Source organism: Oceanisphaera sp. IT1-181 (assembly GCF_033807535.1).
In the GTDB taxonomy this organism is placed as follows: Bacteria; Pseudomonadota; Gammaproteobacteria; order Enterobacterales; family Aeromonadaceae; genus Oceanimonas.
The window spans coordinates 3,490,001-3,514,642 of sequence record NZ_CP136856.1; the positions used below are offsets into that span (position 1 = coordinate 3,490,001).

The 24,642-nt window shown below is 50.0% G+C and carries 27 protein-coding genes (1 of these 27 running past the window's edge); 11 read left to right on the plus strand and 16 right to left on the minus strand.

Going from position 1 to position 24,642, the window contains the following annotated elements; genetic code table 11:
- Window positions 1-701, minus strand: partial view of a hemolysin family protein gene (locus tag R0134_RS15495; RefSeq protein ID WP_319782833.1) — the 5' portion only. 616 nt of this gene lie to the left of the window's left edge; 701 of the gene's 1,317 nt are visible here — the first part of the coding sequence; it begins with the start codon at window positions 699-701; the stop codon falls past the left edge of the window.
- A gap of 240 nt (window positions 702-941) precedes the next feature.
- Between R0134_RS15495 and R0134_RS15500 the strand changes: the two genes are divergently transcribed.
- Window positions 942-2,045, plus strand: a complete 1,104-nt coding sequence (locus R0134_RS15500) for a substrate-binding domain-containing protein (RefSeq protein WP_319782834.1) — start codon at window positions 942-944, stop codon at window positions 2,043-2,045.
- Window positions 2,023-2,964 (plus strand): LuxQ periplasmic sensor domain-containing protein, encoded by a 942-nt coding sequence (locus tag R0134_RS15505; RefSeq protein ID WP_319782835.1) that lies wholly within the window; start codon window positions 2,023-2,025, stop codon window positions 2,962-2,964. Before R0134_RS15500 ends, R0134_RS15505 begins: the two co-directional genes overlap by 23 nt.
- Before the next feature lie 71 nt (window positions 2,965-3,035).
- Here the strand turns inward: R0134_RS15505 and glmS are convergent, their stop codons facing one another.
- Window positions 3,036-4,868 (minus strand): glutamine--fructose-6-phosphate transaminase (isomerizing), encoded by a 1,833-nt coding sequence (gene glmS, locus R0134_RS15510; protein ID WP_319782836.1) that lies wholly within the window; start codon window positions 4,866-4,868, stop codon window positions 3,036-3,038.
- Window positions 4,869-4,878: 10 nt separating this feature from the next.
- Window positions 4,879-5,691 (minus strand): DeoR/GlpR family DNA-binding transcription regulator, encoded by an 813-nt coding sequence (locus R0134_RS15515; RefSeq protein ID WP_319782837.1) that lies wholly within the window; start codon window positions 5,689-5,691, stop codon window positions 4,879-4,881.
- 295 nt (window positions 5,692-5,986) lie between these two features.
- On the opposite strand from R0134_RS15515, the gene atpD (R0134_RS15520) reads away from it, so the two are divergent.
- The 9 genes from atpD (R0134_RS15520) to R0134_RS15560 are packed head-to-tail and all read left to right on the plus strand — an operon-like array spanning window position 5,987 to window position 12,935.
- On the plus strand, window positions 5,987-7,453 hold the full coding sequence (atpD, locus tag R0134_RS15520) for a F0F1 ATP synthase subunit beta (RefSeq protein ID WP_319782838.1): 1,467 nt from the start codon (window positions 5,987-5,989) through the stop codon (window positions 7,451-7,453).
- A 2-nt stretch (window positions 7,454-7,455) separates the two neighbouring features.
- On the plus strand, window positions 7,456-7,914 hold the full coding sequence (locus tag R0134_RS15525) for a F0F1 ATP synthase subunit epsilon (RefSeq protein WP_319782839.1): 459 nt from the start codon (window positions 7,456-7,458) through the stop codon (window positions 7,912-7,914).
- A gap of 34 nt (window positions 7,915-7,948) precedes the next feature.
- A complete protein-coding gene (locus tag R0134_RS15530) occupies window positions 7,949-8,275 on the plus strand; it encodes an AtpZ/AtpI family protein (protein ID WP_319782840.1) in 327 nt (108 codons plus the stop codon).
- Complete coding sequence (locus tag R0134_RS15535; RefSeq protein ID WP_319782841.1) at window positions 8,272-8,622, plus strand: ATP synthase subunit I; 351 nt, start codon at window positions 8,272-8,274, stop codon at window positions 8,620-8,622. Before R0134_RS15530 ends, R0134_RS15535 begins: the two co-directional genes overlap by 4 nt.
- A gap of 20 nt (window positions 8,623-8,642) precedes the next feature.
- Window positions 8,643-9,335 (plus strand): F0F1 ATP synthase subunit A, encoded by a 693-nt coding sequence (locus R0134_RS15540; protein ID WP_319782842.1) that lies wholly within the window; start codon window positions 8,643-8,645, stop codon window positions 9,333-9,335.
- Entirely contained in the window at window positions 9,332-9,616 is a 285-nt protein-coding gene (locus R0134_RS15545) for a F0F1 ATP synthase subunit C (protein WP_319782843.1), read from the plus strand. Before R0134_RS15540 ends, R0134_RS15545 begins: the two co-directional genes overlap by 4 nt.
- 25 nt (window positions 9,617-9,641) lie before the next feature.
- A complete protein-coding gene (locus tag R0134_RS15550) occupies window positions 9,642-10,376 on the plus strand; it encodes a hypothetical protein (protein WP_319782844.1) in 735 nt (244 codons plus the stop codon).
- Entirely contained in the window at window positions 10,369-12,006 is a 1,638-nt protein-coding gene (locus R0134_RS15555) for a F0F1 ATP synthase subunit alpha (RefSeq protein ID WP_319782845.1), read from the plus strand. The genes R0134_RS15550 and R0134_RS15555 overlap by 8 nt, the downstream gene beginning before the upstream one ends.
- Window positions 12,006-12,935, plus strand: coding sequence for a FoF1 ATP synthase subunit gamma (locus tag R0134_RS15560; protein WP_319782846.1), 930 nt, complete (start codon window positions 12,006-12,008; stop codon window positions 12,933-12,935). Before R0134_RS15555 ends, R0134_RS15560 begins: the two co-directional genes overlap by 1 nt.
- Before the next feature lie 682 nt (window positions 12,936-13,617).
- On the opposite strand, the gene glmU is transcribed toward R0134_RS15560, so the two are convergent.
- The 13 genes from glmU to rsmG form a co-directional block, all read right to left on the minus strand.
- The gene (glmU, locus tag R0134_RS15565) at window positions 13,618-14,976 is read right to left on the minus strand and encodes a bifunctional UDP-N-acetylglucosamine diphosphorylase/glucosamine-1-phosphate N-acetyltransferase GlmU (protein ID WP_319782847.1); all 1,359 of its coding nucleotides are present in this window, start codon (window positions 14,974-14,976) and stop codon (window positions 13,618-13,620) included.
- 174 nt (window positions 14,977-15,150) lie between these two features.
- The gene (locus tag R0134_RS15570) at window positions 15,151-15,567 is read right to left on the minus strand and encodes a F0F1 ATP synthase subunit epsilon (protein ID WP_319782848.1); all 417 of its coding nucleotides are present in this window, start codon (window positions 15,565-15,567) and stop codon (window positions 15,151-15,153) included.
- An 18-nt stretch (window positions 15,568-15,585) separates the two neighbouring features.
- Window positions 15,586-16,974, minus strand: a complete 1,389-nt coding sequence (gene atpD / locus R0134_RS15575) for a F0F1 ATP synthase subunit beta (RefSeq protein ID WP_319782849.1) — start codon at window positions 16,972-16,974, stop codon at window positions 15,586-15,588.
- 34 nt (window positions 16,975-17,008) lie between these two features.
- A complete protein-coding gene (gene atpG / locus R0134_RS15580; RefSeq protein ID WP_319782850.1) occupies window positions 17,009-17,869 on the minus strand; it encodes a F0F1 ATP synthase subunit gamma in 861 nt (286 codons plus the stop codon).
- A gap of 42 nt (window positions 17,870-17,911) precedes the next feature.
- Window positions 17,912-19,453: a F0F1 ATP synthase subunit alpha gene (gene atpA, locus R0134_RS15585; protein ID WP_319782851.1), complete on the minus strand. Its 1,542-nt coding sequence runs from the start codon at window positions 19,451-19,453 to the stop codon at window positions 17,912-17,914.
- 14 nt (window positions 19,454-19,467) lie between these two features.
- Window positions 19,468-19,998 carry a F0F1 ATP synthase subunit delta gene (gene atpH, locus R0134_RS15590; RefSeq protein WP_319782852.1) on the minus strand — a complete coding sequence of 177 codons (531 nt, stop codon included), beginning with the start codon at window positions 19,996-19,998 and terminating at the stop codon, window positions 19,468-19,470.
- 13 nt (window positions 19,999-20,011) lie between these two features.
- On the minus strand, window positions 20,012-20,482 hold the full coding sequence (gene atpF / locus R0134_RS15595) for a F0F1 ATP synthase subunit B (RefSeq protein WP_319782853.1): 471 nt from the start codon (window positions 20,480-20,482) through the stop codon (window positions 20,012-20,014).
- A 49-nt stretch (window positions 20,483-20,531) separates the two neighbouring features.
- Complete coding sequence (gene atpE, locus R0134_RS15600; RefSeq protein ID WP_087035980.1) at window positions 20,532-20,759, minus strand: F0F1 ATP synthase subunit C; 228 nt, start codon at window positions 20,757-20,759, stop codon at window positions 20,532-20,534.
- Window positions 20,760-20,822: 63 nt separating this feature from the next.
- Window positions 20,823-21,602 carry a F0F1 ATP synthase subunit A gene (gene atpB, locus R0134_RS15605; protein WP_319782854.1) on the minus strand — a complete coding sequence of 260 codons (780 nt, stop codon included), beginning with the start codon at window positions 21,600-21,602 and terminating at the stop codon, window positions 20,823-20,825.
- 8 nt (window positions 21,603-21,610) lie between these two features.
- Entirely contained in the window at window positions 21,611-21,994 is a 384-nt protein-coding gene (locus R0134_RS15610) for an ATP synthase subunit I (protein ID WP_319784393.1), read from the minus strand.
- A 211-nt stretch (window positions 21,995-22,205) separates the two neighbouring features.
- Window positions 22,206-23,111 (minus strand): ParB/RepB/Spo0J family partition protein, encoded by a 906-nt coding sequence (locus R0134_RS15615; protein WP_319782855.1) that lies wholly within the window; start codon window positions 23,109-23,111, stop codon window positions 22,206-22,208.
- Window positions 23,108-23,911, minus strand: coding sequence for a ParA family protein (locus tag R0134_RS15620; RefSeq protein WP_087035970.1), 804 nt, complete (start codon window positions 23,909-23,911; stop codon window positions 23,108-23,110). Before R0134_RS15620 ends, R0134_RS15615 begins: the two co-directional genes overlap by 4 nt.
- Window positions 23,912-23,995: 84 nt before the next feature.
- Window positions 23,996-24,637: a 16S rRNA (guanine(527)-N(7))-methyltransferase RsmG gene (rsmG, locus tag R0134_RS15625; protein WP_319782856.1), complete on the minus strand. Its 642-nt coding sequence runs from the start codon at window positions 24,635-24,637 to the stop codon at window positions 23,996-23,998.
- Window positions 24,638-24,642 lie beyond the last annotated feature (5 nt).

The window sequence follows — 24,642 nt, forward strand, 5'->3', positions numbered from 1 at the left end:
TCTTGGCTTTCTATTAGTGTGAAATAAATCAGACTCTCACGGCCAGTCATGGCCGAGGTGACAGTACGTGATTCCATATCGAACACGTTTTCGATCAGGTGATGTTCTTGCTCTTGCAACACGCCGGCCTGCGCGCCCGCTTCCATCATGGCGATGATGTCTTCTGGCGTGATCTCGTCCTTGCGCATGGTGGGCACTTTAAATAAGCGGAAGAACAGATTTGCCAAACCATTAAACAGCCACACCAAAGGCCTAAGTGCCACCAGACAAAACGCCATGGGACGCACGACAGACACGGCTATTCGCTCCGGCGCTATCATGGCTAATCGCTTAGGCATTAGGTCGGCAAATAAGATAAAAAGCGACGTCACGACAAAGAAGGACATAAAGAAGGCGGTTTTCTCAATCCAAGCGCCAACAAAGAATGTTTTTAGCAAGTCGGTCAAAAAGGGCGTAAACGCCGCTTCCCCTAAGATACCGCCTAAGATGGCCACTGCGTTTAAGCCGATTTGCACCACTGTAAAGAAATTACCCGGTTGCTCTTGCAGCAGGAGTACCTTAGCAGCATTCAGATCGCCGTCACTGGCCATCATCCTGAGTTTTATCTTGCGAGAAGCCGCCAGGGCAATTTCAGATATGGAAAAGAATGAACTAATCGCCACCAGCAAGATTAAGATCAAGAGGTTCTCAAACAACGTCATAGTGCTACACCGATAAAAGTAAGGAAAAAGGCCAGTTATACCAGCAGCTCAAGGTATCATTATGTATGCTATTTCACAGCAGCTAAATCGCTGTTTTAATCAGTTGGCAAAAAAGGCGTAAAAAGGCGTAAAAAGTATAAAAACTTGCGGCCATGCTGCACGAGCTAGACTTGGATTATTTCATTCTTGAGCACAGATTAGCTGTTTTCGCTCCATCACTTAGTCAATGGGTCATTAAGTATGTTAACCAAAAAACTAGGGCTCGCAGGCCTGTGGCTGTTGTTACAGCTGCCCAACCAAGTGTGGGCAAACAGTTCAGAGTATTGGTCGCTGCAAGAGTACTTAACCCTGTTTCCGGCACAACAGCCGTTATCCCAGCAATTTGCTAACCGAGTGCGGCAGCCCGCCGTGCCGTTGCAAGCGCCTTTAGCTAAACCGGTCAGTATTATAATGCTCACCCCCGATCAACAGGTATCGGATTACTGGTTGCGTAACCAACAAAGCTTGAGCAAAAGGTTAGCTGAGATAGGCGTACCTTTTAATTTACACAGCTATGCTTCCTTACCTGCCACTGCCCACCGAGAGCAAGAGCAACAACTGGCCAATGCTTTACTCAGTGATCCTGACTATCTAATTTTAACCTTGAACTCACAGCGTCAAGGGGTGCTGATCGATAAATTAATGACTCGCGATCGACCCAAAATTATTTTAATGAACATCACTACGCCGTTGAAGCACTTACGCAACCGGCAGCCTTTCTTTTACGTCGGCTTTGATCACAAAGACGGCACGCGCTTATTAAATAAGAAGATCAAAGAGCTGACCAGCAGCCAAGCTAATTATTTGATGCTCTACGGTACGCGCGGTTACGTTAGTGAAGCCAGGGGCGATGAATTCATTCATTTAAACGCCAATGAACCTTACATGAATCTGAGCCAAGCGTTTTACACGGACGTGAGTGCTGAAAAAGCCAAGCAGGCGGTACTGCAAACTTTAAAAGCTAAGCCGAATATTAATCTTATTTATGCCTGCACCACAGATATTGCCTTAGGTGCGGCAGCCGCGTTAAAACAGTTAAATAAAGCAGGCAAAGTTATTCTTAATGGTTGGGGAGGCGGCAGCGCTGAACTCGATGCCTTAGCGGCGGGCAGCCTAGATCTGACCGTGATGCGGATGAATGATGATAATGGAGTGGCCATAGCGGAAGCCATACGTCTTGATCAAGTTGGAAAGAACAATTTGATCCCACAAGTTTACAGTGGAGATTTTGCCGTCATCGACCGACAAACTCCCAAAGCCGAACTGGAGCGTCTCAAAGATTATGCTTTCCGTTACTCAAACTAATCGCCGACGCCAGCAAGCTATGTTGAAGCTGGCCTTACATTTTCTCTTGCCGCTATTGTTTTTACTGGCTGGCAGTTTTTTATTATTGGCATGGCAGTCCACTACCCGCATCGTCAATGACAGTATCAATTATCAAATGCAAGAGGCACACGATAGAGCACAGAGTCGTTTAGACAGTTATCTGACCGGCCTAAATACGTTACTGACCAGTACCGCGGAAAACCCAGCATTAGCCAATATCTTGGTTAAAGGAGATAGGCCTGCTGCTAAAAAAATACTGCAAAACACCTTGAGTCATAGTTATGGTGAGTATTTAGATTTATTACTATTAACACGCCAAAATCAATACTGGACCAATCTAAATTCACCACTGTATTTACTGGGCAATCATTTAAATGTACTCATCGTTGATACGCCTTATTTTAACAAGTGGTCTAGCATAGAGCTCATTCCTGAGCCCGCCCCCTTAATTGCTATAATACAGCGCTATCCTATTTTATCTGCAGACTCTGGTCTGATAGCGGGCAGCTTATTTGGTGGTTTGGTCCTAAACGACAACCTGACCTTGATCAGTTTACTCAGCCAAGGGGCCACGAATAAAAGTTTAAAATTACTGATTGATGACCAACCCGTGGGCCCTACCTTTAATACGGGTAAGATTGAACAGACTATTTTTGAGCAGGCGATAGCCAGTAATTTGAGTCGAGGTAAAGTTGCAGATCATTACTTTAGTCGCCAACCGTTACTGATTAATGGCGAGGCGAGCAAGTTACAATTATTATTGATAGCAGATAAATCGATGTCGGAACAATTAGCACATGCCTATTTTTATCATCTACTACTGGCGTTAGTGCTAATACTACTATTTATAGCGACCTACTTTTTCTTAACCATAAAGTCTGCCCAGTTAAGGCAATAATTAATCGGGTAAGTTTAATTTATAAAACTCTGCCTACTTTAATATAAGTAGGCAGAGTTAAAATGATAGCGTTATTCTACCGTCACTGATTTAGCTAGATTTCTTGGCTGGTCTACATCTGTGCCTTTAATAAGCGCTACATAATAAGACAGTAATTGCAGTGGAAGCGTATAGACTATGGGTGCGATAGCCATAGGCACATGAGGCACTTGGATGACGCGCATGCTGGCATCGCCTTTAAAGTCCGCTTGTTCGTCTGCAAACACATACAATTGTCCGCCTCGAGCCCGCACTTCTTCGACGTTCGACTTTAGCTTTTCCAATAAGTCATTATTCGGTGCCACCACAATGATTGGCATATCTGCGTCAATCAGCGCCAGCGGCCCGTGCTTAAGCTCACCGGCAGCATAGGCTTCTGCGTGAATATAAGAAATTTCTTTTAGCTTAAGTGCACCTTCCATGGCAATCGGATACTGCTCGCCGCGGCCCAGAAACAAACTGTGCTCTTTCTCGGAAAATTCTTCAGCCAACACTTCTATATCAGCAGCCAGTTTCAAAGTATCAAGCAAATGGCCGGGCAAAGCGCGTAAAGATTGCACCAGCTCGCTTTCAGTATCCGCCGTCATGTAGCCGCGACAGCGCCCTACCGCAGTGACCAGCATCAGTAATCCCGCCAGTTGCGTAGTAAACGCTTTGGTCGAGGCCACACCTATTTCGGCACCGGCTCGTGTCATAAAGGCCAAGTCCGATTCGCGCACTAAAGAAGAGCCCGGTACGTTACAAATGGCCAAGCTGCTCATAAAGCCCGATTGTTTAGCTAACCGCAGTGCCGCTAAGGTATCCGCAGTTTCACCACTTTGTGACAAGGTGATCAGCAGGCTATTTGGCCGTACTACCGACTTGCGATAGCGAAACTCAGACGCAATTTCAATATCACACGAAATGCCAGCCAAGGCTTCAAACCAGTAACGGGCCACCATGCCCGCATGGTAGGAGGTGCCGCAGGCAATCAGCTGTATATGCTCGACTTTTTCGAAGATATCACGAGCACCATTACCGAAAGAATCCACTACTACCGCCGATTCGGTGATGCGACCTTCTAGGGTATCGGTGATGGCCTTGGGCTGCTCGTAGATTTCTTTCAGCATATGATGGCGATATTCGCCTTTGTCGCCGGCATCATGAGTCACGTCAGACTCTAGCTCATCACGCATAACGGGATTGCCATGAGTATCAAAGACGCGCACTTCACGACGTGTTACTTCGGCTACGTCGCCTTCCTCTAAAAATAGGAAGCGACGGGTCACCGGCAATAGCGCTAGCTGATCCGAAGCGATAAAATTCTCGCCTAATCCTAAACCAATCACCAAAGGTGAACCGGAGCGTGCCACCACTAAGCAAGAGGGATCGCGCGCGTCCATCAATACAGTGCCGTAGGCGCCACGCAGCTCTTTAACTGTGGTTTGTAATGCCGCCAGCAAAGAGTCGCACTCTTGACGATGATAATGCACTAAGTGAGCAATCACTTCGGTATCGGTATCTGAGCTAAATTCGTAGCCTTTGCCTTGCAGTTCAGCCCGCAAGCTTTCATGGTTTTCGATGATGCCGTTATGTACCACGACAATATCACCAGACACATGAGGGTGCGCGTTACGTTGTGAAGGCTCGCCATGAGTCGCCCAACGGGTATGGGCAATACCCGTACCACCGGCTAGCGGCTGTGCTTCGAGTGCGCTGGCCAATGCTTGTACCTTGCCAAGCTCACGCAAGCGGCCTAATTGGCCAGAGGCTTGAATGATGGCCACGCCCGCCGAGTCGTAACCGCGATATTCAAGACGGCGCAGCCCTTCTACTAAGATTTCTGCCACATCACGCTGGGCTACTGCCCCTACAATTCCGCACATAGATAATTCCTTAAGATTTAGGGGCAATAACTAAGTTAATACCCTTTTGTTCTAGATGTTGTTGCTGCTCGGCCGAAATACCACTATCAGTCACTAGGGTATGAATAGCGCACCAAGGCAGTTCAAGGTTGGGGATCTTGCGGCCAATTTTATCTGACTCCACCATCACCACCACTTCTCGCGCTACCTCAGCCATCACCCGAGATAACCCGGTTAGCTCGTTAAAAGTCGTCGTGCCACGCTCCAGATCGATACTGTCAGCACCAATAAACAACTGATCGAAATCATAAGAGCGTAGTACCTGTTCGGCTACCTGTCCTTGAAAGGACTCAGAAGAGGCATCCCAAGTGCCGCCTGTCATCAATAAAGTGGGTTCAGGCTCTAACTCACGCAACGCATTGGCGACCATTAGTGAGTTAGTCATCACTACCAAGCCACGCTTGTGAGCCAGCTCACCCAGCAAAGCAGCAGTAGTGCTGCCGCTGTCGATAATAATGCGATTATGATCGCGAATACGCTCGGCGGCAGCTTTGGCTAAGGCCTGTTTTTGTGGAGATATCGGCTCGTTGATGCGCTCGGCGACCATGTCACTGGGCACCAGCACGGCACCCCCATAACGGCGCAGTAAGAGGCCGTTGTTCTCCAGTGCAGTTAAATCTTTACGAATGGTCACTTCGGAGGTGGCAAAGCGTTGGGCTAACTCGTCTACCGTCACTTCACCCTGCTCGTTTAACAGCGCAATTATAGTATGGCGACGCTGCTGAGTATTAGGCTTAGCAACGTGAGCGCTCGGCTTAGCAGTGTGGATTTTTGGTTTCGACATGTATGCTTTAAGTTTCGAATCGAAACAAAATACTAGCAGATCAAAAGATAACGGAGCAAGTGTTAATACCGCTAGCGCTTTAAGATGAAAGCACGGCTGCAACCTTCACTATGCAATAGTAAATAAAATACGGATTAAGGCGCTGTAAGCTAGCCTAGACTCTGAGCCAGATAAGATGGAGTAGTTCATGATCTAGCGTAAATTATAAGTCCCTAATTTACGCTATACTCACACTCCTAACCTAGGATTTTACCTAGTTTAATTAAGTAGTTAGATGTTTAAGAAGGCCATCATAATGTCGGTTTTAAGCACTCCTCATTCGCAACCAAGCTCAGTACAGTCAGAGCTAACGCAGCCTAATCTCACACAAACTAACAGTGGCCAAGTCATCAAAATTCGTGGCGGCGTAGTGGATGTGCACTTTTCTGATATTGCGCCTCGTATTCATGACTTGCTGTATGCCGGCGACGGCACTACAGAAAGAATTCCCATGGAAGTGGCGTCATTGCTTGATAACGGCGTGGTGCGCTGTATGTCATTAAGCAGCGTGCAAGGCTTAGGTTTAGGGATGCCAGTAGTCGCCACAGGCGCGCCGATTCAGGTGCCGGTAGGAGATGCAGTATTAGGCCGTATGCTCAATGTGTTTGGTGAGCCCATCGATAATAAACCCGCCATTGAAGGCGCCGAGCGGCGCTCCATTCATCAAGACCCCCCGCCATTAGCGGATCGGGTGGTGCACAGTGAAATATTAGAAACCGGCATTAAAGCCATCGACCTGCTATCGCCCATCGAGCGCGGCGGCAAAACCGGCCTCTTTGGCGGCGCCGGCGTGGGCAAAACCGTATTAATTACCGAGCTGATTAATAATACGGTGCAGCATTATCAAGGGGTGAGTTTGTTTTGTGGCATTGGCGAGCGTTCACGAGAAGCAGAAGAGTTATATCGTGAAATGGGCGAGGCCGGGGTGCGCGATAAAACCGTGATGCTGTTTGGCCAGATGAATGAAGCGCCAGGAGTGCGCTTCTTGGTGGGTAAGTCTGCACTCACTATGGCCGAGTACTTTCGAGATGTGCAACAGCAAGACGTACTGCTGCTTATAGATAATGTGTTTCGTTTTGTGCAAGCGGGCTCTGAAGTGTCCGGCTTATTAGGCCGCATGCCCTCGCGCGTAGGCTATCAACCGACGTTGGCCACCGAGTTGGCGTCACTGCAAGAGCGCATTACCTCTACCAACAAGGCGGCCATTACCTCTATTCAGGCGGTGTATGTGCCGGCCGATGACTTTACCGATCCCGCTGCCGCGCATATTTTCTCGCATCTTTCCGCTTCCGTGGTGTTGTCTCGTAAACGCGCCAGTGAAGGCTTATATCCGGCGGTAGATCCACTGGCATCGGCGTCTGTGATGCTCACGCCCGCCGTAGTAGGCCAGCGCCATTATGATATTGCCCGCGCGGTGCGCCGCACCTTGGCGGAATATGAAGAGCTGCGCGATATTATTGCCATGCTCGGCATGGAAGAGTTATCCGCCAGCGATCGCGCCGTAGTAGCGCGCGCACGGCGCTTAGAGCGGTTCTTAACCCAGCCATTTTTCACTACCGGCTCTTTCACCGGCACCGGCGGTAAGCGGGTGTCGATTAGCGAGACCTTGGCGGGCTGTGAAACCATCTTAAACCAAACTCAGTTCGACGATAATGAAATGGATTACTACATGATAGGTTCACTGGCCGACTTGAAACCGGCAGGGTTGGAGCAAAAGGTGTGAGTATGAGTCAGCAGGCAGAGCAGGGGTTAGTGAAAGAACAGGGCGTAGCGACAGGGCAGGTAACACTATTGCAGGTTGAGCTGCGCCTGCCCACCCGCGCCTTATTTTCCGGCACGGCCCGTAAGGTATTTGCCACCGCCCACAATGGCGCCTTTACACTATTGGTTAACCATACAGATTTTGTGACCGCCTTGGTGCCCTCGATACTGATCGTCACCGATGAAACCGGCGGTGAGCTCTTTTTTGCGGTCGATGAGGGCATCTTAGTGAAGAAAGACCATCGCGTGCATATCGCCATCCAACGTGGGCTACAAGGTGAGTCACTCGCAGCCATCAATGAATTAGTGAACACTCACTTCTTCGCCGTCGATGAAGAGGAAAGGGTGGCGCGCTCTGCCTTATCGCGCTTAGAGGCCAATATAGTGCGTCGCTTCGGTGACTTGCGAAAACCTTCTTTATAAGTAAGAACGGTATGCAACCAGCTATGAGTAAAGAATGATGAACAAGCCTAAAAAAGAACAAGATAAAGCCGCCGAAGCCATGCGCCGCAGTGCCCAGCGCACTCAGCAAGCGCGCAGCAGCAAAAACTTAAGCCCACTACACGGCTTTAGTACCTTCGGCATTATTGGCTGGTCCATAGCCGTGCCCACGGTGGGTGGTGCCTTTTTAGGGGTGTGGCTGGATAAGGTCGCGCCGCAGTCTTTTTCATGGCCGATGGCGCTGATCTTGGGTGGCATTATGATCGGCGGCATTATCGCTTGGAATTGGATTAATAAAGAAGACAGCAAACAACACCAAAAGTCACCTAAGGATCAGCCATGATGATAGCGAACTGGCCACTATTGGAGCTGGGCATAGCGCTGGAGTTAATACTGGGTTTAGCACTGGGTATAGCGGTAAGCACGAGCTTTTTTTGGGGCCTAAATTATGGCATCACCCAGGCACTTGACGCACCGCACCCCGCCCGCACCTTATTAATGAGCTTTGTATTACGCATGGCGTTGTTATTGGGTGTGGGTTTTGCGTTGGCGGCAGTGAGCGCCAGCTTATGGCCCTTGTTCGGTTATGTATTGGCCTTTTTTGTGGTGCGCGCAGTGTCGATACGTCGCGCTCGACGCGCCATCTTGGCGGCAACCACAGATAAAGGAATCCTAGATGCGAGGCAATAATTGATGCAAAGGAAAATCTTATGCAGATGACACCGGATGATACGCTTATGTTCACCCTCGGCAGTTGGGCGGTGAATGCCACTATCGTCAATACCTGGCTGGTGATGGCGCTGTTGGTGGTCGCATCTTGGTTGGTAACTCGTAACTTACGACCCGATGTGCCGCCCAATCGCTGGCGCACCTTATTAGAGGTGATAGTAAAGACTATTCAAGGTCAGATTGAAGAGATCAGCTTAAAGTCGGCGCGTCACGTGTTGTACTTTGCCGGCACCTTATTCTTGTTTATTGCCGTCTCTAACTTGCTGACTGTAGTGCCGGGCTTTAAGCCACCGACCTCGTCTTTATCCACCACTATGGCGTTATCGCTGTCGGTGTTGTTGGCGGTGCCGCTATTCGGCATCGCCAGTAATGGCGTTAAACACTACCTGAAAACCTTTATTCAGCCCTCTATCGTGATGCTGCCGTTTAATATAATCGGCGAATTTTCCCGTGGTATTTCTTTGGCGGTGCGCCTTTATGGCAACGTGATGAGTGGCGGCGTGATAGTGGCTATTTTGCTCAGCATAGCGCCGTTTTTCTTTCCGGTACTGATGGACATGCTGGGCTTACTGACCGGGCTTATTCAAGCGTACATTTTTGCCATTTTGGCGACCGTTTATATTTCTTCTGCTACCGAAAAATCAACCAAACCTTTGCAACAGGACTCCTTATGACAGATATCGCTATTATTGCCATTGCTTGTGTTTCTATCTTCACCGCCGGTATTACGGTGGCCATCGGCTCCATTGGCCCAGCACTGGGTGAAGGCCGAGCGGCAGCGTCGGCCATTGCCGCCATCGCTCAACAACCGGATGCCGCGCCTACCTTATCGCGCACCTTGTTTGTGAGTTTGGCAATGATTGAGTCTACCGCCATTTATTGTTTCGTAGTGGCGATGATTTTGATTTTCGCCAACCCGTTTTGGGATGCGGTAAAGGTCACCACAGGCGGCTAACTTTTTTAATTAGTAAGGTAACAAGATGTCCATTGATTGGATCACCGTACTAGCGCAAATGGCTAACTTTTTACTGTTAGTCTGGCTGCTAAAACGCTTTCTTTATCGGCCTATCCTCGATGGCATAGATGCCCGAGAAGCCGAGATTGCCAAACGCATGGCCGAAGCGGGCATTGCCGAGCAACAAGCTAACACCGTTAAGGCAGAGTACCAGCGCCAGCAAGCACAGTTACATGAAGATAAAGAACTGCTGGTTACCGATGCACTAAATAATACCAAGGCACAACGAGATGCCTTATTAAGCGAGGCACGCGCCAAGCTTGAGCAAGAACAACAAGACTGGCAGCGCTTTTTAAGCGCCGAGCGCGCAAAGTTTAGCCAACAATTGCAGCGTAATGGCGAACAGGCGTTGTTAACGCTCACCCGTAAGGCCTTACATGACTTGGCAGATGAAAGTCTGGAAGCCGCTATCGTGCGCCATGTGGGCAAGCGGCTGGCGCCCTTGGCCAGCGACTTAATTGATGCGGCTGGCGATACAGACCAAGCGCAAGCCTGCACCCGCGAGCCCTTGAGCTTGACCGATCAAGACCAATTACGCACCGATCTTAAACAACTGCTGCCGCAACTTACCTTAAGCTTTATCTCCGACGCCGAACAAGCGGCCGGTTTAATACTGCGGGTGGGCGGCGCGCAAGTGGCCTGGACTCTGGATAGTTACACCGATGAACTGGAAAACCAGTTAAGTAAACGCCATGAATAATTCTTCAACGTTAACTAATAACTTATCTGACGCCGTATCTAGCCACTTATCTAGCAAAGAGGATGATGCACAGTTTGCTCACTGGCTCGATAGCTTGGCCGACGTGCCCACGCCAGCACCGGTGATCACCGAAGTGGGCAAGGTAAGCGAAGTGGGCGATGGTATCGCTATCGTTTCTGGACTGGCGCGCGCACTTGCAGACGAATTATTGCTGTTTGACTGTGGTGTGCTGGGTATAGTGCTGGATCTTGAGCCCGACCGCTTAGGCGTAATTTTATTAGGCCCCTCGGAGTTGATCAATTTAGGCGAACCGGTACGGCGCACGCGCAAAGTAGTGAGTGTGCCGGTAGGCAGCGCCTTGTTAGGCCGAGTAGTGGATGCCATGGGCCGACCAAAAGATGGCTTAGGCAACATTGCCACCACATTAATACAGCCTATAGAAGCGCAAGCGCCGGGTATTTTAAGCCGTTCGGCCATCGCACGGCCCTTGGCGAGTGGTATGACCGCCATCGATGCGGCCATTCCGGTGGGCATGGGCCAGCGCCAGCTAATTATTGGTGACCGCCAAACCGGTAAAACCTCACTCGCAGTGGATGCCATTCTTAATCAGGCCAATACCGACGTGGTCTGTATTTATTGTGCCATTGGCCAGCGCGGCGATGCGGTAGCGCGCGTGATCCGTGCCCTTGAGCAGGGCAATATGCTGGCGCGCAGTATAGTTATGGCCGCCGGTGATGAAGAAGCGCCGGGCTTGGCTTACATAGCTCCCTATGCGGCCATGACCATGGCCGAGCACTTTTGTCAGCAGGGCAAAGATGTACTGATTATCTTCGATGATATGACCCACCATGCTCGGGCCTACCGCGAGCTATCACTCTTGCTACGTCGCCCACCGGGTCGTGAAGCCTTTCCTGGCGATATCTTTTATGTGCATGCTCGCTTACTGGAGCGCGCCGGACAGTTCACCCAAGAGGCGGGTGGCGGCTCCATTACCGCGTTACCGGTAGTAGAAACTCAAGCCGAAAACTTATCGGCTTATATCCCCACTAACTTGATCTCCATTACCGATGGTCAAATCTATCTCTCGCCACGCTTAGTGCGTAAAAACCAGTTTCCGGCGGTGGACTTGGGCTTATCGGTGTCACGAGTCGGCGGTAAGGCGCAAGAGCCGGCACTCAGAGGCGTGGCCGGTAACTTACGGGTCACCTTGTCGCAGTTTGAAGAGTTAGAAGACTTTGCCCGCTTTGGTACCCGCTTAGACGATGCCACCAAGGCGCGCTTAACCCGTGGCGCGGCGGTGCGTAACTCCTTGCGCCAAGCGGAGCGGGATCCGCAATCGGTGCTGGAGCAATTAGCCGTGCTAATTTCTGCCATGGCTGGGGTGTTTGATAGCTTAAGTGAAACTGTCGCCAGTGCCGCCATGCAGCAAGTACGCAGGACGGCATTGCAACAATTACCGGAGGTGGCGCAACGCGTGGCGGCCAATCAAGCCCTCGACGAACACCATCATCAAGGGATCCTGGCCATGGCCCGAGCCGTGGTTGAGCAGATGCGTATTGAGAGTAATGAGGCGGCAGCGGGCACGGATATAGACCAGCCAACCTGCCTGACCACTAAAAGGAGTGAATAATGGCGCAGACGCTGGAGTTTCTCACTCGACAACAGGCTACGCTGACCAGTATTCGCAGCATAGTGCACACCATGAAGACGCTGTCGGCGATTAATGCCAGCCCCTACGAGCAAGCGGCACAAGCGATTGCTGAATATCGACACACCTTAGTGCAAGGCTTTGCCGCCTTTGCTTATCGCACCGGACCCTTACAGACCGGCCCTTTGCAAAGTTCAACGACGCAAATTAGCCAACAACTGTTGGTGGTCTTTGGCTCGGATCACGGCTTATGTGGCGGCTACAATGAACTGCTGGCCGAGCAGGTGCATCAATATGCTATTGAGATTGAGCAGGGCCTTAAACATGAGCTAGATCTTAAACATAAGCCGCAGCCGCTCACCTTATTGTGCGTGGGCGCGCAAATGAGCGATGCCTTACAAGCACGAGGCTTAATTCCCGAGGCCGTGCTGCTGCCGCCCGCTTCCGCCGATGGCATTGGCCGGCTGGCCACCGAGCTAGTGACACGTATCGAAGCCTTTAGTCAGGCTAAGGGTTTACATAGCTCTACCGTCAATAGCACGGCAGTCGGCTTAGCCTTTACTCAAAGAGCCGAGCATCATCTGCGGGATCCGCATATTCAGGCGTTATTGCCATTGGATCCCAGCTTATTAGCTCGGCCAAAACGCTGGGATTCGCGATCCTTACCGGATTACAATTTGCCGCCCGACACCTTATTGTCGGCACTGCTGCGTAATTACTTATTTGCCAGCATCTTTGGCGCCGCCGCAGAAGCCATGGTCACCGAAAATGCCGCGCGGCTGGCGCTAATGCAACAAGCTGAGCAATCGGTGGATGAGCGTTTAGAAGAAGTAAAAGGCGAGCTAAACTACGTGCGACAAACAGACATCACCAACGAGCTGATGGATGTGATTATTGGGCATTTGGAATAAGAGCAGCGCCGAGCGCCCAGCACCAAGCGCCTAGCTAAAGACAAACAGGTATTTTGTAGGCGAACGCTTGCTCTCGCATTACGCCGCAGGTGGAACTATTTAAACATCACACCAAAACACTTTTGCCACGGAAGAACACGGAAAAATAGGGATCAGCTCTGAAAGATACCTTAATGGGTACCTGATTACTTATGAACCTCAGCTATTATGCGCCCTGTTTCAGTTTGTTCTTTTGTAGCTGCCGGTCTGGCTCCAAGGTCAAATGGTCTGGGTTTTGTAGCAGCCAATTCATTCGGCTGGCCAGCTTTGCTGGCTGTTACTGAGGTTTAGATTTAAACCAAAACATAAAACCGAGCCGAATAAATTGGCTCCTACAAGAGAATAGGCGTGAGTCACTCTGTAAGTTATTGAATTTGTTCATTAATAACTATTGAGATATGGCTGATCATTATGGGTAATCAGGAATGGGTAAGAGCCAAACCAGCGGCGTCGATATTCAGATACTACACGAATGTAGTCGCGCGCTTTAGCCGCGAAAGCCTGCACAGCAGGATCTCGCTTTTGGGCTTTCACTGGTAGGCGAACACTGCTAGTACATAAAAAACGCGGCGGTGAAATTCACAGCCGCGTTTTTTATGTTTCACATACAGCGTATCGCGTAAAGCGTATGGCTGCTTTTAAGCTATTTCTTCACGGGTCTTGGCCAGTTCTTAATATGGCGCTGGGGGACGCGGGTGATCACCAGCTCATTTTCAGCCACGTCTTTGGTGACGGTTGAACCCGCACCCAAGGTGGCGTTTTTACCGATACGCACTGGAGCCACAAGCTGAGTATCGGAACCGACGAACACGCCGTCTTCGATGATAGTTTGAAACTTGTTTACGCCATCGTAGTTACAGGTAATGGTGCCGGCACCAATATTCACACCGTCGCCAATTTCGGCATCACCTAAGTAGCTTAAATGCCCAGCTTTGGAGCCTTTGCCGAGGCGGGTGTTTTTGATTTCCACGAAGTTACCCACGTGAGCATCTGCACTTAATACCGCACCTGGGCGTAAACGCGCAAACGGGCCGGCAGAGCTGGCACGGCCTAACTCGGCTTGTTCGATAATGGAATAGGGCTTAATCACGGCATCATCACCAATCACGCAGTCTTTCAGGATGGCGCCGGCACCAATAACCACGCGGTTACCTAAAGTTACCTTACCTTCGATAATGACGTTCACATCTATGGTCACTTCTTCACCCACCGTTAGCTCACCGCGTAAGTCGAAACGAGCTGGGTCCAGCAAGGTCACGCCATCACGCATTAAGCGCTCTGCCTGCATTTTTTGATAAGCACGCTCTAAACCGGCCAGCTGTACTCGGTCGTTGGCACCTTCCACCTCGGCGGTGCTGGCAGGGTGCACGGTGGCAATTTCACAGCCGTCTTGATGGGCCATGGCGAAGATATCGGTCAGGTAATATTCACCCTGGGAGTTATTGTTATTCAAGGCAGCCAACCAGCGCTTTAATAAACCTGCTTCGGCAACCAGCACGCCGGTATTCACTTCGTTAATCAGCAACTGCTCGGCGTTAGCATCTTTCTGCTCAACTATGCCTACTACCTTGCCATGCTCGCGCACGATACGACCGTAACCGCTGGGGTTATCCAACTTTACCGTTAACAGGCCCACGCCGCCCACTGGCTTGGCGGTCAACAGCGCCTTTAAGGTATCTGGCTGTAATAACGGCGTATCGCCATAGAGCACTAATACATTATCGTTATCGGCAATTTCAGGTAATGCCACTGCCACCGCATGGCCGGTGCCTAGCTGTTCTGCCTGATGCACCCAGCTTAAATCTGCGTTAGTAATACGCGCTTTTAATTGCTCGGCACCGTGGCCATATACCAAGTGAATGCCGTCTACCGCACAGGCTTGAGCTGCCGCTATCACATGGCTCACCATGGGACGGTTTGCCACCGGATGCAGCACCTTAGGTAAAGAAGAACGCATACGGGTGCCTTTACCCGCCGCTAAGATCACAGCCTGTGTTGTCATTGGATTTATTACCTTATGTGAGGCGTAAATAGTGAGGAGTGAGGTGTAAATACGCGGCAGGCTCTCCACCTTACGCTTCACACCTCTCGCCTCACTTGATTTAAGCCATTTTGGTTTTTTTGTAAAAAAAAAGCGACCCTAAGGTCGCTTTTTTACGCGCGAGTAATACGCACGTTATCTTTTCAGCAACCGCAACACGCGCAGTTGTGCCATGGCGCGAGCCAGATCGGCGGCCGCTTCGGCATAGTTCACATCATGAGAGGAACTTTGCAACTTAGCTTCTGCCGCTCGTTTGGCTTCTTCAGCCTTGGCTAAGTCCAGATCTTCGGCGCGAATAGCAGTGTCGGCTAATACTTTGACACTGCTGTTCTGTACTTCCAACATACCGCCAGAAACATACAGAACTTCTTGTTGACCAGACTCAGTGACATATTGCACTAGGCCTGGACGAATCGATGTCAACAAGGGGGCATGTCCGTAACGGATCCCCAATTCACCCTCAGAGCCGGAAACCGTGACCGCTTGCACAATGCCAGAGAATAAAGACTCTTCGGCACTGACAATGTCGAGATGAAAGCGAAAATTGCTCATCAGGTTCTCCTTCGCGGCTTACAGCTTCTTGGCTTTCTCGACGGCTTCGTCGATTGAACCAACCATGTAGAACGCCTGCTCTGGCAACGAGTCGTAATCACCGTCTAAAATACCTTTAAAACCACTAATGGTATCTTTCAATGACACGTACTTGCCCGGTGCACCGGTAAATACTTCTGCCACGAAGAAAGGCTGAGACAGGAAACGCTCGATTTTACGGGCGCGAGATACGGTTTGCTTGTCGTCTTCTGACAGCTCATCCATACCTAAGATGGCGATGATGTCTTTCAGCTCTTTATAACGCTGTAACACAGTCTGAACGCCACGGGCTACCGCGTAATGCTCTTCACCCACAACCTGTGGATCCAGCTGACGGCTGGTTGAGTCCAACGGATCAACGGCTGGGTAGATACCCAAAGCAGCAATCTGACGGCTCAATACTACGGTCGCATCTAAGTGAGCAAACGTAGTAGCAGGTGACGGATCCGTCAAGTCATCCGCAGGTACGTATACCGCCTGCACAGACGTGATAGAACCTGTCTTGGTTGAAGTGATACGCTCTTGCAGGATACCCATCTCTTCAGCCAGTGTTGGCTGATAACCTACTGCGGAAGGCATACGGCCCAGCAGTGCAGATACTTCAGTACCGGCCAAGGTGTAACGATAGATATTATCTACGAAGAACAGTACGTCACGGCCTTCATCACGGAATTTTTCCGCCATGGTCAGACCGGTCAGTGCTACGCGCAAACGGTTTCCTGGTGGCTCGTTCATCTGACCGTATACCAGCGATACCTTATCGATAACGTTAGAATCAGTCATCTCGTGATAGAAGTCGTTACCTTCACGAGTACGCTCACCCACACCGGCGAATACAGAGTAACCACTGTGCTCGATGGCGATGTTACGGATAAGTTCCATCATGTTTACGGTTTTGCCTACACCGGCACCACCGAACAGACCTACTTTACCGCCTTTGGCGAACGGACAAACCAAGTCGATAACCTTGATGCCGGTCTCTAACAACTCAGAGCTGTTTGACTGCTCTTCGTAGGTAGGAGCTGAACGGTGGATAGACCAACGCTCTTCTTCACCGATAGGACCTTTCTCGTCGATTGGGTTACCCAGCACGTCCATGATACGACCCAACGTCGAAACACCTACTGGTACTTTGATTGGGTTGTTGGTGCGCTCAATTTCTAGCCCACGGCGCAAGCCGTCGGAAGAACCCATAACGATACAGCGTACAACGCCGCCGCCAATTTGCTGTTGCACTTCCAGGACGATGCCCTGGCTTTGGCCTTCAGTCGTGATCTTCAGCGCTTCATAAACGCGAGGAACTCCATCTTGCGGGAATTCCACGTCTACTACGGCGCCGATGATTTGGACTATGATACCCTTACTCATGTCGAATCCTCTAAACCTTTGAATACCCTTGCCTTTATACGGCACCGGCCCCAGCAACAATCTCACTTAGCTCTTGGGTAATCGCAGCCTGACGGGCTTTGTTATACACCAATTGCAGCTCGTCTATCATGTCACCGGCGTTGTCGGTAGCGGCTTTCATTGCCACCATACGTGCAGCCTGCTCACTGGCGAGGTTTTCTACCACGCCCTGATACACTTGTGCTTCCACAAAACGTACCAACAGCTTGTCTAATAAAGACTTAGGATCGGGTTCGTAAATATAATCCCAGCTGTGGGTGGCCACCGTTTCTTCCGCGGCGGGTAAGGGCAACAGTTGATCGATCGTGGGTGTCTGGATCATGGTGTTTTCAAACTTGTTGTACACCAAATACAGTCTGTCTATTTCACCCGTGTTGTACGCTTCAAGCATCACGGTGACGGAGCCAATCAACTCAGACAGCGATGGGTTATCACCCAAACCGCTCTTTGAGGCAATGACTTTACCGCCATAGCGTTTAAAAAAGCCGACCGCCTTGCTACCGATTAGGCCCAGATCAATTTCTGCACCTTGATCGGACCAAGCCTTCATGTTCATGAGAGCTTGTTTGAACAGGTTAGTGTTCAGGCCACCACACAGGCCCCGATCGGTTGAGATAATAATAAAACCAACGCGCTTAACGTCACGGTCGTCCATGTAAGGATGCTTGTATTCCAAGTTACCTTGCGCGACGTTACCGATCACATTGCGTATGGTTTCAGCGTATGGGCGGCTGTGGACCATTCGTTCCTGCGCTCTGCGCATTTTCGAGGCGGCCACCATCTCCATAGCGCTGGTGATCTTCTGAGTGTTTTTAACACTCCCGATCTTGCTACGTATTTCTTTTGCGCCGGCCATGTCGCTTCTCCAATTCAAGTGGCAGCAAACGCTGCCACATGGTTACCAGGACTGGGTAGCCTTGAAGCTATCCAGCAACGCAGTCAGCTGAGCCACAACGTCTTTGTTGTAGTCGGCTTTCTGGTTGATGTCTGCCATGGTGGCAGCATGTTCTGAATCGGCGTAAGCGAGCAGGGCAGCTTCGAACGTAGTGATGAGGTTTAGCTCAACATTGTCCAGATAGCCGTGTTCAGCAGCAAACAGTACTAAGCCTTGTTCAGCAACTGACATAGGACGGTATTGCTTCTGCTTCATCAACTCAGTTACTTTCTGACCGTGGCTCAGCTGCTTGCGCGTGGCTTCATCGAGGTCGGAAGAGAACTGAGCAAAGGCTGCCAGTTCACGATACTGAGCCAACGCAGTACGAATACCACCTGACAGTTTCTTGATCAGCTTAGTTTGTGCAGCACCACCAACACGAGATACAGAGATACCTGGATCAACAGCAGGGCGAATGCCTGAGTTAAACAGCTCTGTGGTCAAGAAAATCTGACCATCGGTGATGGAAATTACGTTAGTCGGTACAAACGCAGATACGTCACCGGCTTGAGTTTCGATGATAGGCAACGCGGTCAAAGAACCGGTTTTGCCTTTCACTTCACCCTTGGTGAAACGTTCTACATACTCAACCGATACGCGAGAGGCACGCTCTAGCAGACGGGAGTGCAAGTAGAAAACGTCACCTGGGTAAGCTTCACGACCTGGCGGACGACGCAGCAACAGTGAGATCTGACGGTAAGCAACGGCCTGTTTAGACAGGTCATCGTATACGATCAGTGCATCTTCACCGCGGTCACGGAAGAATTCACCCATGGCGCAACCGGAGTAAGGCGCCAAGTACTGCAGTGCTGCAGACTCAGAAGCAGAAGCCACTACTACGATAGTATTGGCCAGTGCGCCATGCTCTTCCAGCTTACGTACTACGTTAGAGATGGTGGACGCTTTTTGGCCGATGGCCACGTACACACACTTAACGCCAGAGTCTTTCTGGTTGATGATGGCATCAACTGCTAAGGCAGTTTTACCAACCTGACGGTCACCGATGATCAGCTCACGCTGACCACGACCTACAGGGATCATGGCATCAACGGCTTTATAGCCAGTTTGCAGTGGCTCATCTACCGATTGACGGTCGATTACGCCCGGTGCGATCATTTCTACTGGAGAGAAGGTATCGGCAACAATGGCGCCTTTACCGTCGATGGGCTCACCCAAGGTGTTAACCACACGACCCAGCAGGTTACGACCTACTGGAACTTCCAAGATACGACCTGTAGAACGGACCTTCATGCCTTCGGCCAGATCCGTATACGGACCCATTACCACGGCACCTACGGAGTCACGCTCTAAGTTCAATGCCAAAGCGTACAAGCCGCCTGGCAGTTCGATCATTTCGCCTTGCATGATATCAGCAAGGCCGTGAACACGGATAATACCGTCACTTACAGAGACGATAGTACCTTCGTTTCGTGCTTCACTGACAACGTTGAATTGCTCGATACGCTGTTTAATCAGCTCGGCAATTTCAGTTGAATTCAGTTGCATGCTCTATTCCCCAATCAAGATTGCAGCGTTTCAGCCAAGCGGGACAGCCTGCCCCGAACACTTCCGTCGATTACTAAGTCACCGGCAGTAATAATAATGCCGGCCATCAGTGCTTTATCGACACTGCAATTCAGCTTCACTTTGCGATCTAAGCGCTTTTCAAGTGAGGCTTGAATCTTGGCCATTTGTTGCTTAGTCAGTTTGGCGGCAGAAACCACATTGGCCTCTACTTCCCGGTCTTGTTCTGCCTTCAGTGCGGCAAACTCTAAGACCACTGCTGGCAACACACTCAAGCGTCCGTTTATGGCCATTACCCTTATCAGGTTCTGGCCTTGCTCATCGAGCTGATCGCCACAGACAGCCAAAAACAAGTCGGCCATCTTTTCCGCGTTCAGATTGCTGTTGATAAGGTCTTCAACTTGCGGGTCGGTTGCCACTTGTGCGGCAAAACCCAGCATTGTTAACCAGTTATCAACCGCTTTTTTCTCAACGGCAAAATCGAAAGCTGCTTTGGCATAGGGGCGAGCAATGGTTTTCATTTCCATAGCTCTATGTCCCTTACAGTTCAGCTACTACTTTCTCAACAATGTCGCTATTAGCAGCGGCATCAATTTGACGCTCGAGGATTTTTTCTGCACCCGCCAAGGCAAGAGCAGCAACCTGCTTGCGCAGTTCCTCTTTGACACGGTTGCGTTCGGCTTCAACTTCAGCCTGAGCCTGTGTCAGAATTTTTTCACGTTCAGCTTGCGCTTCACGTGTAGCATCCTCGACGATCTGGGCCTTGCGCTTATTCGCCAACTCAACAATGTGAGCAGACTGTAGCTTGGCTTCTTTTAACTGTTCGGCTGCATTATTTTTCGCCAGGGCCAAATCTTTCTTGGCATTCTCCGCTGAAGATAATCCTTCGGCGATTTCTTTCTGACGAGCTTCAATGGCGCCCATAATCGGGGGCCATACAAACTTCATGCAAAACCAAACGAAGACAATAAAGGCGACCGTTTGACCGAGGATTGTTGCGTTCATATTCATCGCAACTCTCCTTTAAAATAGTTAACAGACTGATTAACAGACCGAGGCATTAAGCAGCAACGGCGAAAATCAGGTACAAAGCCATACCAACAGTGATCATTGGGATAGCGTCAACCAGGCCAACTACGATAAAGAAGTTAGTACGCAAAGCTGGCAGCATGTCAGGCTGGCGAGCAGCACTTTCCATGAACTTACCACCCAGCATAGAAATACCGATAGATGCAGCGATAGCGGCGAAGCCCAACATAACGGCGGCAGCGATGTAGATCATTTCCATTTTTATTTCTCCAAATATTAGCGGTTTAACGACTGCTTGTTAAAGTATTGTTATCTTTTATTATTAATGCTCTTCAGACGCCATTGATAAGTAAACAACGGACAAGATCATGAAGATGAAAGCCTGCAAGGTGATTATCAATATATGGAAAATCGCCCAAGGCACATTAAGGGCCCATTGAGACCACCATGGCAACAAGCCTGCGATCAAGATGAAGATCATCTCACCCGCATACATGTTACCGAACAGTCGCAAACCTAAAGAGATAGGCTTAGCGATCAGTGATACGGTCTCAAGCACCAAGTTAACAGGGATCATTGACCAATGGTTTAGTGGTTGCAGTGTCAGCTCTTTAACAAAGCCAGACACGCCTTTCTCTTTGATACTGAAGTAAATAATCAAAAAGAACACACCAAATGCCATGGACATGGTGATGTTAACATCGGCGGAAGGAACAACCCTCAGGTAAGGAACACCGAGCAATTGTGCGCCATAAGGCAGTAAGTCGACCGGTAGTAAGTCCATTGCGTTCATCAAGAAAACCCAGACAAAAATGGTTAGCGCCAACGGGGCCACTAACTTACTTTTACCATGGAAGACGTCTTTAACGGCTGTATCTACAAAGCCCACTAACAGCTCAACGGCACATTGCAACTTGCCGGGTACGCCACTGGTTGCACGAACAGCAACCTTGTGAAATAACCACAAGAACAGCATTCCCAGGACAACGGAAACAAGCAAAGAATCGATATTTAACGCCCAAAAACCCGAACCAACCTGTAAATGTGTCAGGTGGTGTGAGATATAATCTTGGGAAGTTAAGACATCTCCTGTTGCAGCCATGTGTTTTCCTAGTAACGGTTGTTGAGAGTGAACGAAACAATCCACTGCATCAGCAATGCTGTGATGTAAGCAGCAAACAGAGGTGCGTGTAGCACGTCCATAAACTTGAGCGCTATCGTAAACAGCAAGATAGTGCTACCAAACTTAATCCCAGCCCCGCTGTAAAAGTCCGCCATCACGCTGCTTGGCGTTGCCTGCTTCGCCGTAAAGGCAAACACACGCACGCTAAACAAGCATTGGGGAACCCAGTAGATTCCGCCCCCCAAAAGGGCAGAACGAGCGGCTGCCTCACCCTGTAAGTAAAAAAACAAGGTAGCGACGGCCACAATCAAGAGTAATTGACAACACAAACTCACCAGCGCCAGTTGCTTGTCGCTCAGGTACTGCTTCATTTGTTCCACAAAAACTCCTGATACAGTTAGGGGCTTATTGGCCACACATATCGAGATAGATAGGCGTTGTCAGTTAAGCCCCCAAAAAGCAGGTCAAATTATACCCGTGCTCGGCGTAAAAGCAATTGCAGTAAGCCCTTATTTTCACAGCTTAACTGCTGGCATTTAGCCACTCCTCATGGATGTTAACTGTTTGTTTACATCCAGTAACTTACAGATCAAGTTCGTCATTAATCCCGAAGAAATGACTGATTTTATCCAACTCATTCAAAGAGTTATAAGATATAACTAGCTTACCTTTGTCTTTGTTAGTCGACTTTATCTCTACCTTAGCACCGAGTTTGGATCCAATTTCTTGCTCAAGTTGGCTCATTAGCAAGGATCTGGGTTGCTCAAGGGGCGCTTTTTTCGGGTTTTGACTTTGTTTGACCAAACGCTCAGTTTCACGAACTGTGAGGCCTTTTTGCGCCACAAAGCGTGCTAATTCAGTTTGTTGCTCGCCGGTAATGGCCAATAAAGCGCGGGCATGCCCCATTTCTAATGAGCCATGTTCGACCAATTGCTTCACTTCGTCGTTTAATTGCGCCAAACGTAAAAGGTTAGAAACCGCACTGCGACTCTTGCCCACGGCTTCGGCTACCGACAGATGAGTAAAGCCAAACTCTTCAATCAAACGAGATAAAGCGCGCGATTCTTCGATCACGTTTAAGTCTTCACGCTGAATGTTTTCTATTAGGCCAATGGCCATGGCTTCTTGGTCGGCGACGTCTTTGATAAGGCAGGGCACCTGGCTTAGCCCCGCCATGCGTGCGGCTCGCCAGCGGCGCTCACCGGCTAAGATTTCATAGCCGCCCTCACTGATGGGTCGCACTATGATCGGCTGAATAATGCCTTGTTGGCGAATTGAGGTGGCCAGTTCTTCCAGTGCCACCTGAGACATATCGCGGCGCGGCTGGTATTTACCAGGTCGTAATTCATGTAACCCCAAACTTTGCAGCTCACCGTGAGCATCGGGTTGAGAATGCGTGTCGGCCTGCTGTTGACGCACATTGGCCGCCGAGCTGGTGCTAAGTAGCGCATCCAAGCCTTTGCCCAAACCCCGTCGTTTCATGTTCATGCTAGTTGTTCCGAAGTTTCATTAGAGTCTAAAGACAGTTCTTCGCGGCGCAATATTTCTCCTGCCAGCGCCAAATAGGCTTTAGCACCCAAAGAAGATTTATCGTAATGCATGGCAGGCTGACCAAAGCTCGGCGCCTCGGCCAGGCGCACGTTGCGCGGGATCACGGTGCGATACACCTTGTCACCAAAATGCGTTTTAAGCTGATCAGAAACATCACTCGAAAGCCGATTACGATGATCGTACATCGTTCGTAATATGCCCTCGATTTTTAAGTCATGGTTCACCACTGCCGCCAGTTTACTGATGGTATCCACCAAGGCGGTTAAGCCTTCCAGCGCGAAATACTCGCATTGCATGGGCACCAATACTGAATCCGCCGCAGACATGGCGTTCACGGTTAACAGGTTCAGCGAGGGGGGGCAGTCGATAAAAATATAATCGTAATAATCACGCACCGGTGCCAGTGCCGTGCGCAGTCGCGTCTCGCGGGCAAACACTTCCATCAACTTGATTTCGGCGGCGGTCACATCGCCATTGCCCGCCACCAAGTGATAGCCACCGCTGGTTTCTCTTTCAACCACTTGCTCGATGGGCACTTGATCCACTAACAACTCATAGGCGGTGTTAGGCACCTGATATTTATCTATGCCGCTGGCCATAGTGGCGTTGCCTTGCGGATCCAGATCTATCACCAGTACCTTGCGCTTGGTTGCAGCCATGGAGGCTGCCAAGTTGACACAGGTCGTAGTTTTACCCACGCCCCCTTTTTGGTTGGCAATGGCGATGACTTTCCCCACCGAACACCTCTATTGGCTAGCTAAGATTTTGTGATCTTATGCGGTTAAATTTTACAGGACGGTGATTTTACACTGCGTTAGCAACTACTTAGGCTGACTAACTTGCTTTAACACCACCAAGTGCCGATCTCCGTCTTGCTCAGGCACGATTAAGGGGTAAACCTTATCCAACTGCAGGTGAGCAGGCAATGATTGTAGCTCCTGCTCTGGATATTGTCCTTTGAGCGCCAAAAAGCGGCCTTCAGACTTAAGCAGATGAGCGCACCAGCTTACCATGTCATCCAGTGAAGCGAAGGCTCGACTTAACACGCCGTCAAATTTTTGTTCTGGCTGGTAGGCCTCTACGCGGCTTTCGACGGCAGTGACGTTGGTCAGCCCTAAATGATGGATAACCATACGAATAAAACGAATGCGCTTGCCGAGGCTGTCGAGCAACACAAATTCTTTATCCGGATTCATGATGGCCAGCGGTAAGCCGGGCAGGCCAGGACCGGTGCCCACATCGATAAAGCGCGTACCTTCCAGATAGGGGCTAACCACTAAGCTGTCGACCATATGGCGGCCAACCATGGCGAGTGGGTCACGCACCGAGGTCAAATTAAAGGCCTTATTCCACTTGTTGAGCAGCGTCACCAGCGTGACCAACTGCTCCACTTGTTGCTCGGTGACTACCAGCTCTGTTTGAGCCAGCAGGCGCGTTAGGGTGCTTGTTAATTGTTCTTTCATGTTAT

Bases quoted from the DNA above. Each gene is read 5' to 3' on its own strand.
- R0134_RS15500 (WP_319782834.1), top strand. From the start codon at position 942: ATGTTAACCAAAAAACTAGGGCTCGCAGGCCTGTGGCTGTTGTTACAG.
- R0134_RS15505 (WP_319782835.1), top strand. From the start codon at position 2,023: ATGCTTTCCGTTACTCAAACTAATCGCCGACGCCAGCAAGCTATGTTG.
- glmS (WP_319782836.1), bottom strand. From the start codon at position 4,868: ATGTGCGGAATTGTAGGGGCAGTAGCCCAGCGTGATGTGGCAGAAATC.
- R0134_RS15515 (WP_319782837.1), bottom strand. From the start codon at position 5,691: ATGTCGAAACCAAAAATCCACACTGCTAAGCCGAGCGCTCACGTTGCT.
- atpD (WP_319782838.1), top strand. From the start codon at position 5,987: ATGTCGGTTTTAAGCACTCCTCATTCGCAACCAAGCTCAGTACAGTCA.
- R0134_RS15525 (WP_319782839.1), top strand. From the start codon at position 7,456: ATGAGTCAGCAGGCAGAGCAGGGGTTAGTGAAAGAACAGGGCGTAGCG.
- R0134_RS15530 (WP_319782840.1), top strand. From the start codon at position 7,949: ATGATGAACAAGCCTAAAAAAGAACAAGATAAAGCCGCCGAAGCCATG.
- R0134_RS15535 (WP_319782841.1), top strand. From the start codon at position 8,272: ATGATGATAGCGAACTGGCCACTATTGGAGCTGGGCATAGCGCTGGAG.
- R0134_RS15540 (WP_319782842.1), top strand. From the start codon at position 8,643: ATGCAGATGACACCGGATGATACGCTTATGTTCACCCTCGGCAGTTGG.
- R0134_RS15545 (WP_319782843.1), top strand. From the start codon at position 9,332: ATGACAGATATCGCTATTATTGCCATTGCTTGTGTTTCTATCTTCACC.
- R0134_RS15550 (WP_319782844.1), top strand. From the start codon at position 9,642: ATGTCCATTGATTGGATCACCGTACTAGCGCAAATGGCTAACTTTTTA.
- R0134_RS15555 (WP_319782845.1), top strand. From the start codon at position 10,369: ATGAATAATTCTTCAACGTTAACTAATAACTTATCTGACGCCGTATCT.
- R0134_RS15560 (WP_319782846.1), top strand. From the start codon at position 12,006: ATGGCGCAGACGCTGGAGTTTCTCACTCGACAACAGGCTACGCTGACC.
- glmU (WP_319782847.1), bottom strand. From the start codon at position 14,976: ATGACAACACAGGCTGTGATCTTAGCGGCGGGTAAAGGCACCCGTATG.
- R0134_RS15570 (WP_319782848.1), bottom strand. From the start codon at position 15,567: ATGAGCAATTTTCGCTTTCATCTCGACATTGTCAGTGCCGAAGAGTCT.
- atpD (WP_319782849.1), bottom strand. From the start codon at position 16,974: ATGAGTAAGGGTATCATAGTCCAAATCATCGGCGCCGTAGTAGACGTG.
- atpG (WP_319782850.1), bottom strand. From the start codon at position 17,869: ATGGCCGGCGCAAAAGAAATACGTAGCAAGATCGGGAGTGTTAAAAAC.
- atpA (WP_319782851.1), bottom strand. From the start codon at position 19,453: ATGCAACTGAATTCAACTGAAATTGCCGAGCTGATTAAACAGCGTATC.
- atpH (WP_319782852.1), bottom strand. From the start codon at position 19,998: ATGGAAATGAAAACCATTGCTCGCCCCTATGCCAAAGCAGCTTTCGAT.
- atpF (WP_319782853.1), bottom strand. From the start codon at position 20,482: ATGAATATGAACGCAACAATCCTCGGTCAAACGGTCGCCTTTATTGTC.
- atpE (WP_087035980.1), bottom strand. From the start codon at position 20,759: ATGGAAATGATCTACATCGCTGCCGCCGTTATGTTGGGCTTCGCCGCT.
- atpB (WP_319782854.1), bottom strand. From the start codon at position 21,602: ATGGCTGCAACAGGAGATGTCTTAACTTCCCAAGATTATATCTCACAC.
- R0134_RS15610 (WP_319784393.1), bottom strand. From the start codon at position 21,994: ATGAAGCAGTACCTGAGCGACAAGCAACTGGCGCTGGTGAGTTTGTGT.
- R0134_RS15615 (WP_319782855.1), bottom strand. From the start codon at position 23,111: ATGAACATGAAACGACGGGGTTTGGGCAAAGGCTTGGATGCGCTACTT.
- rsmG (WP_319782856.1), bottom strand. From the start codon at position 24,637: ATGAAAGAACAATTAACAAGCACCCTAACGCGCCTGCTGGCTCAAACA.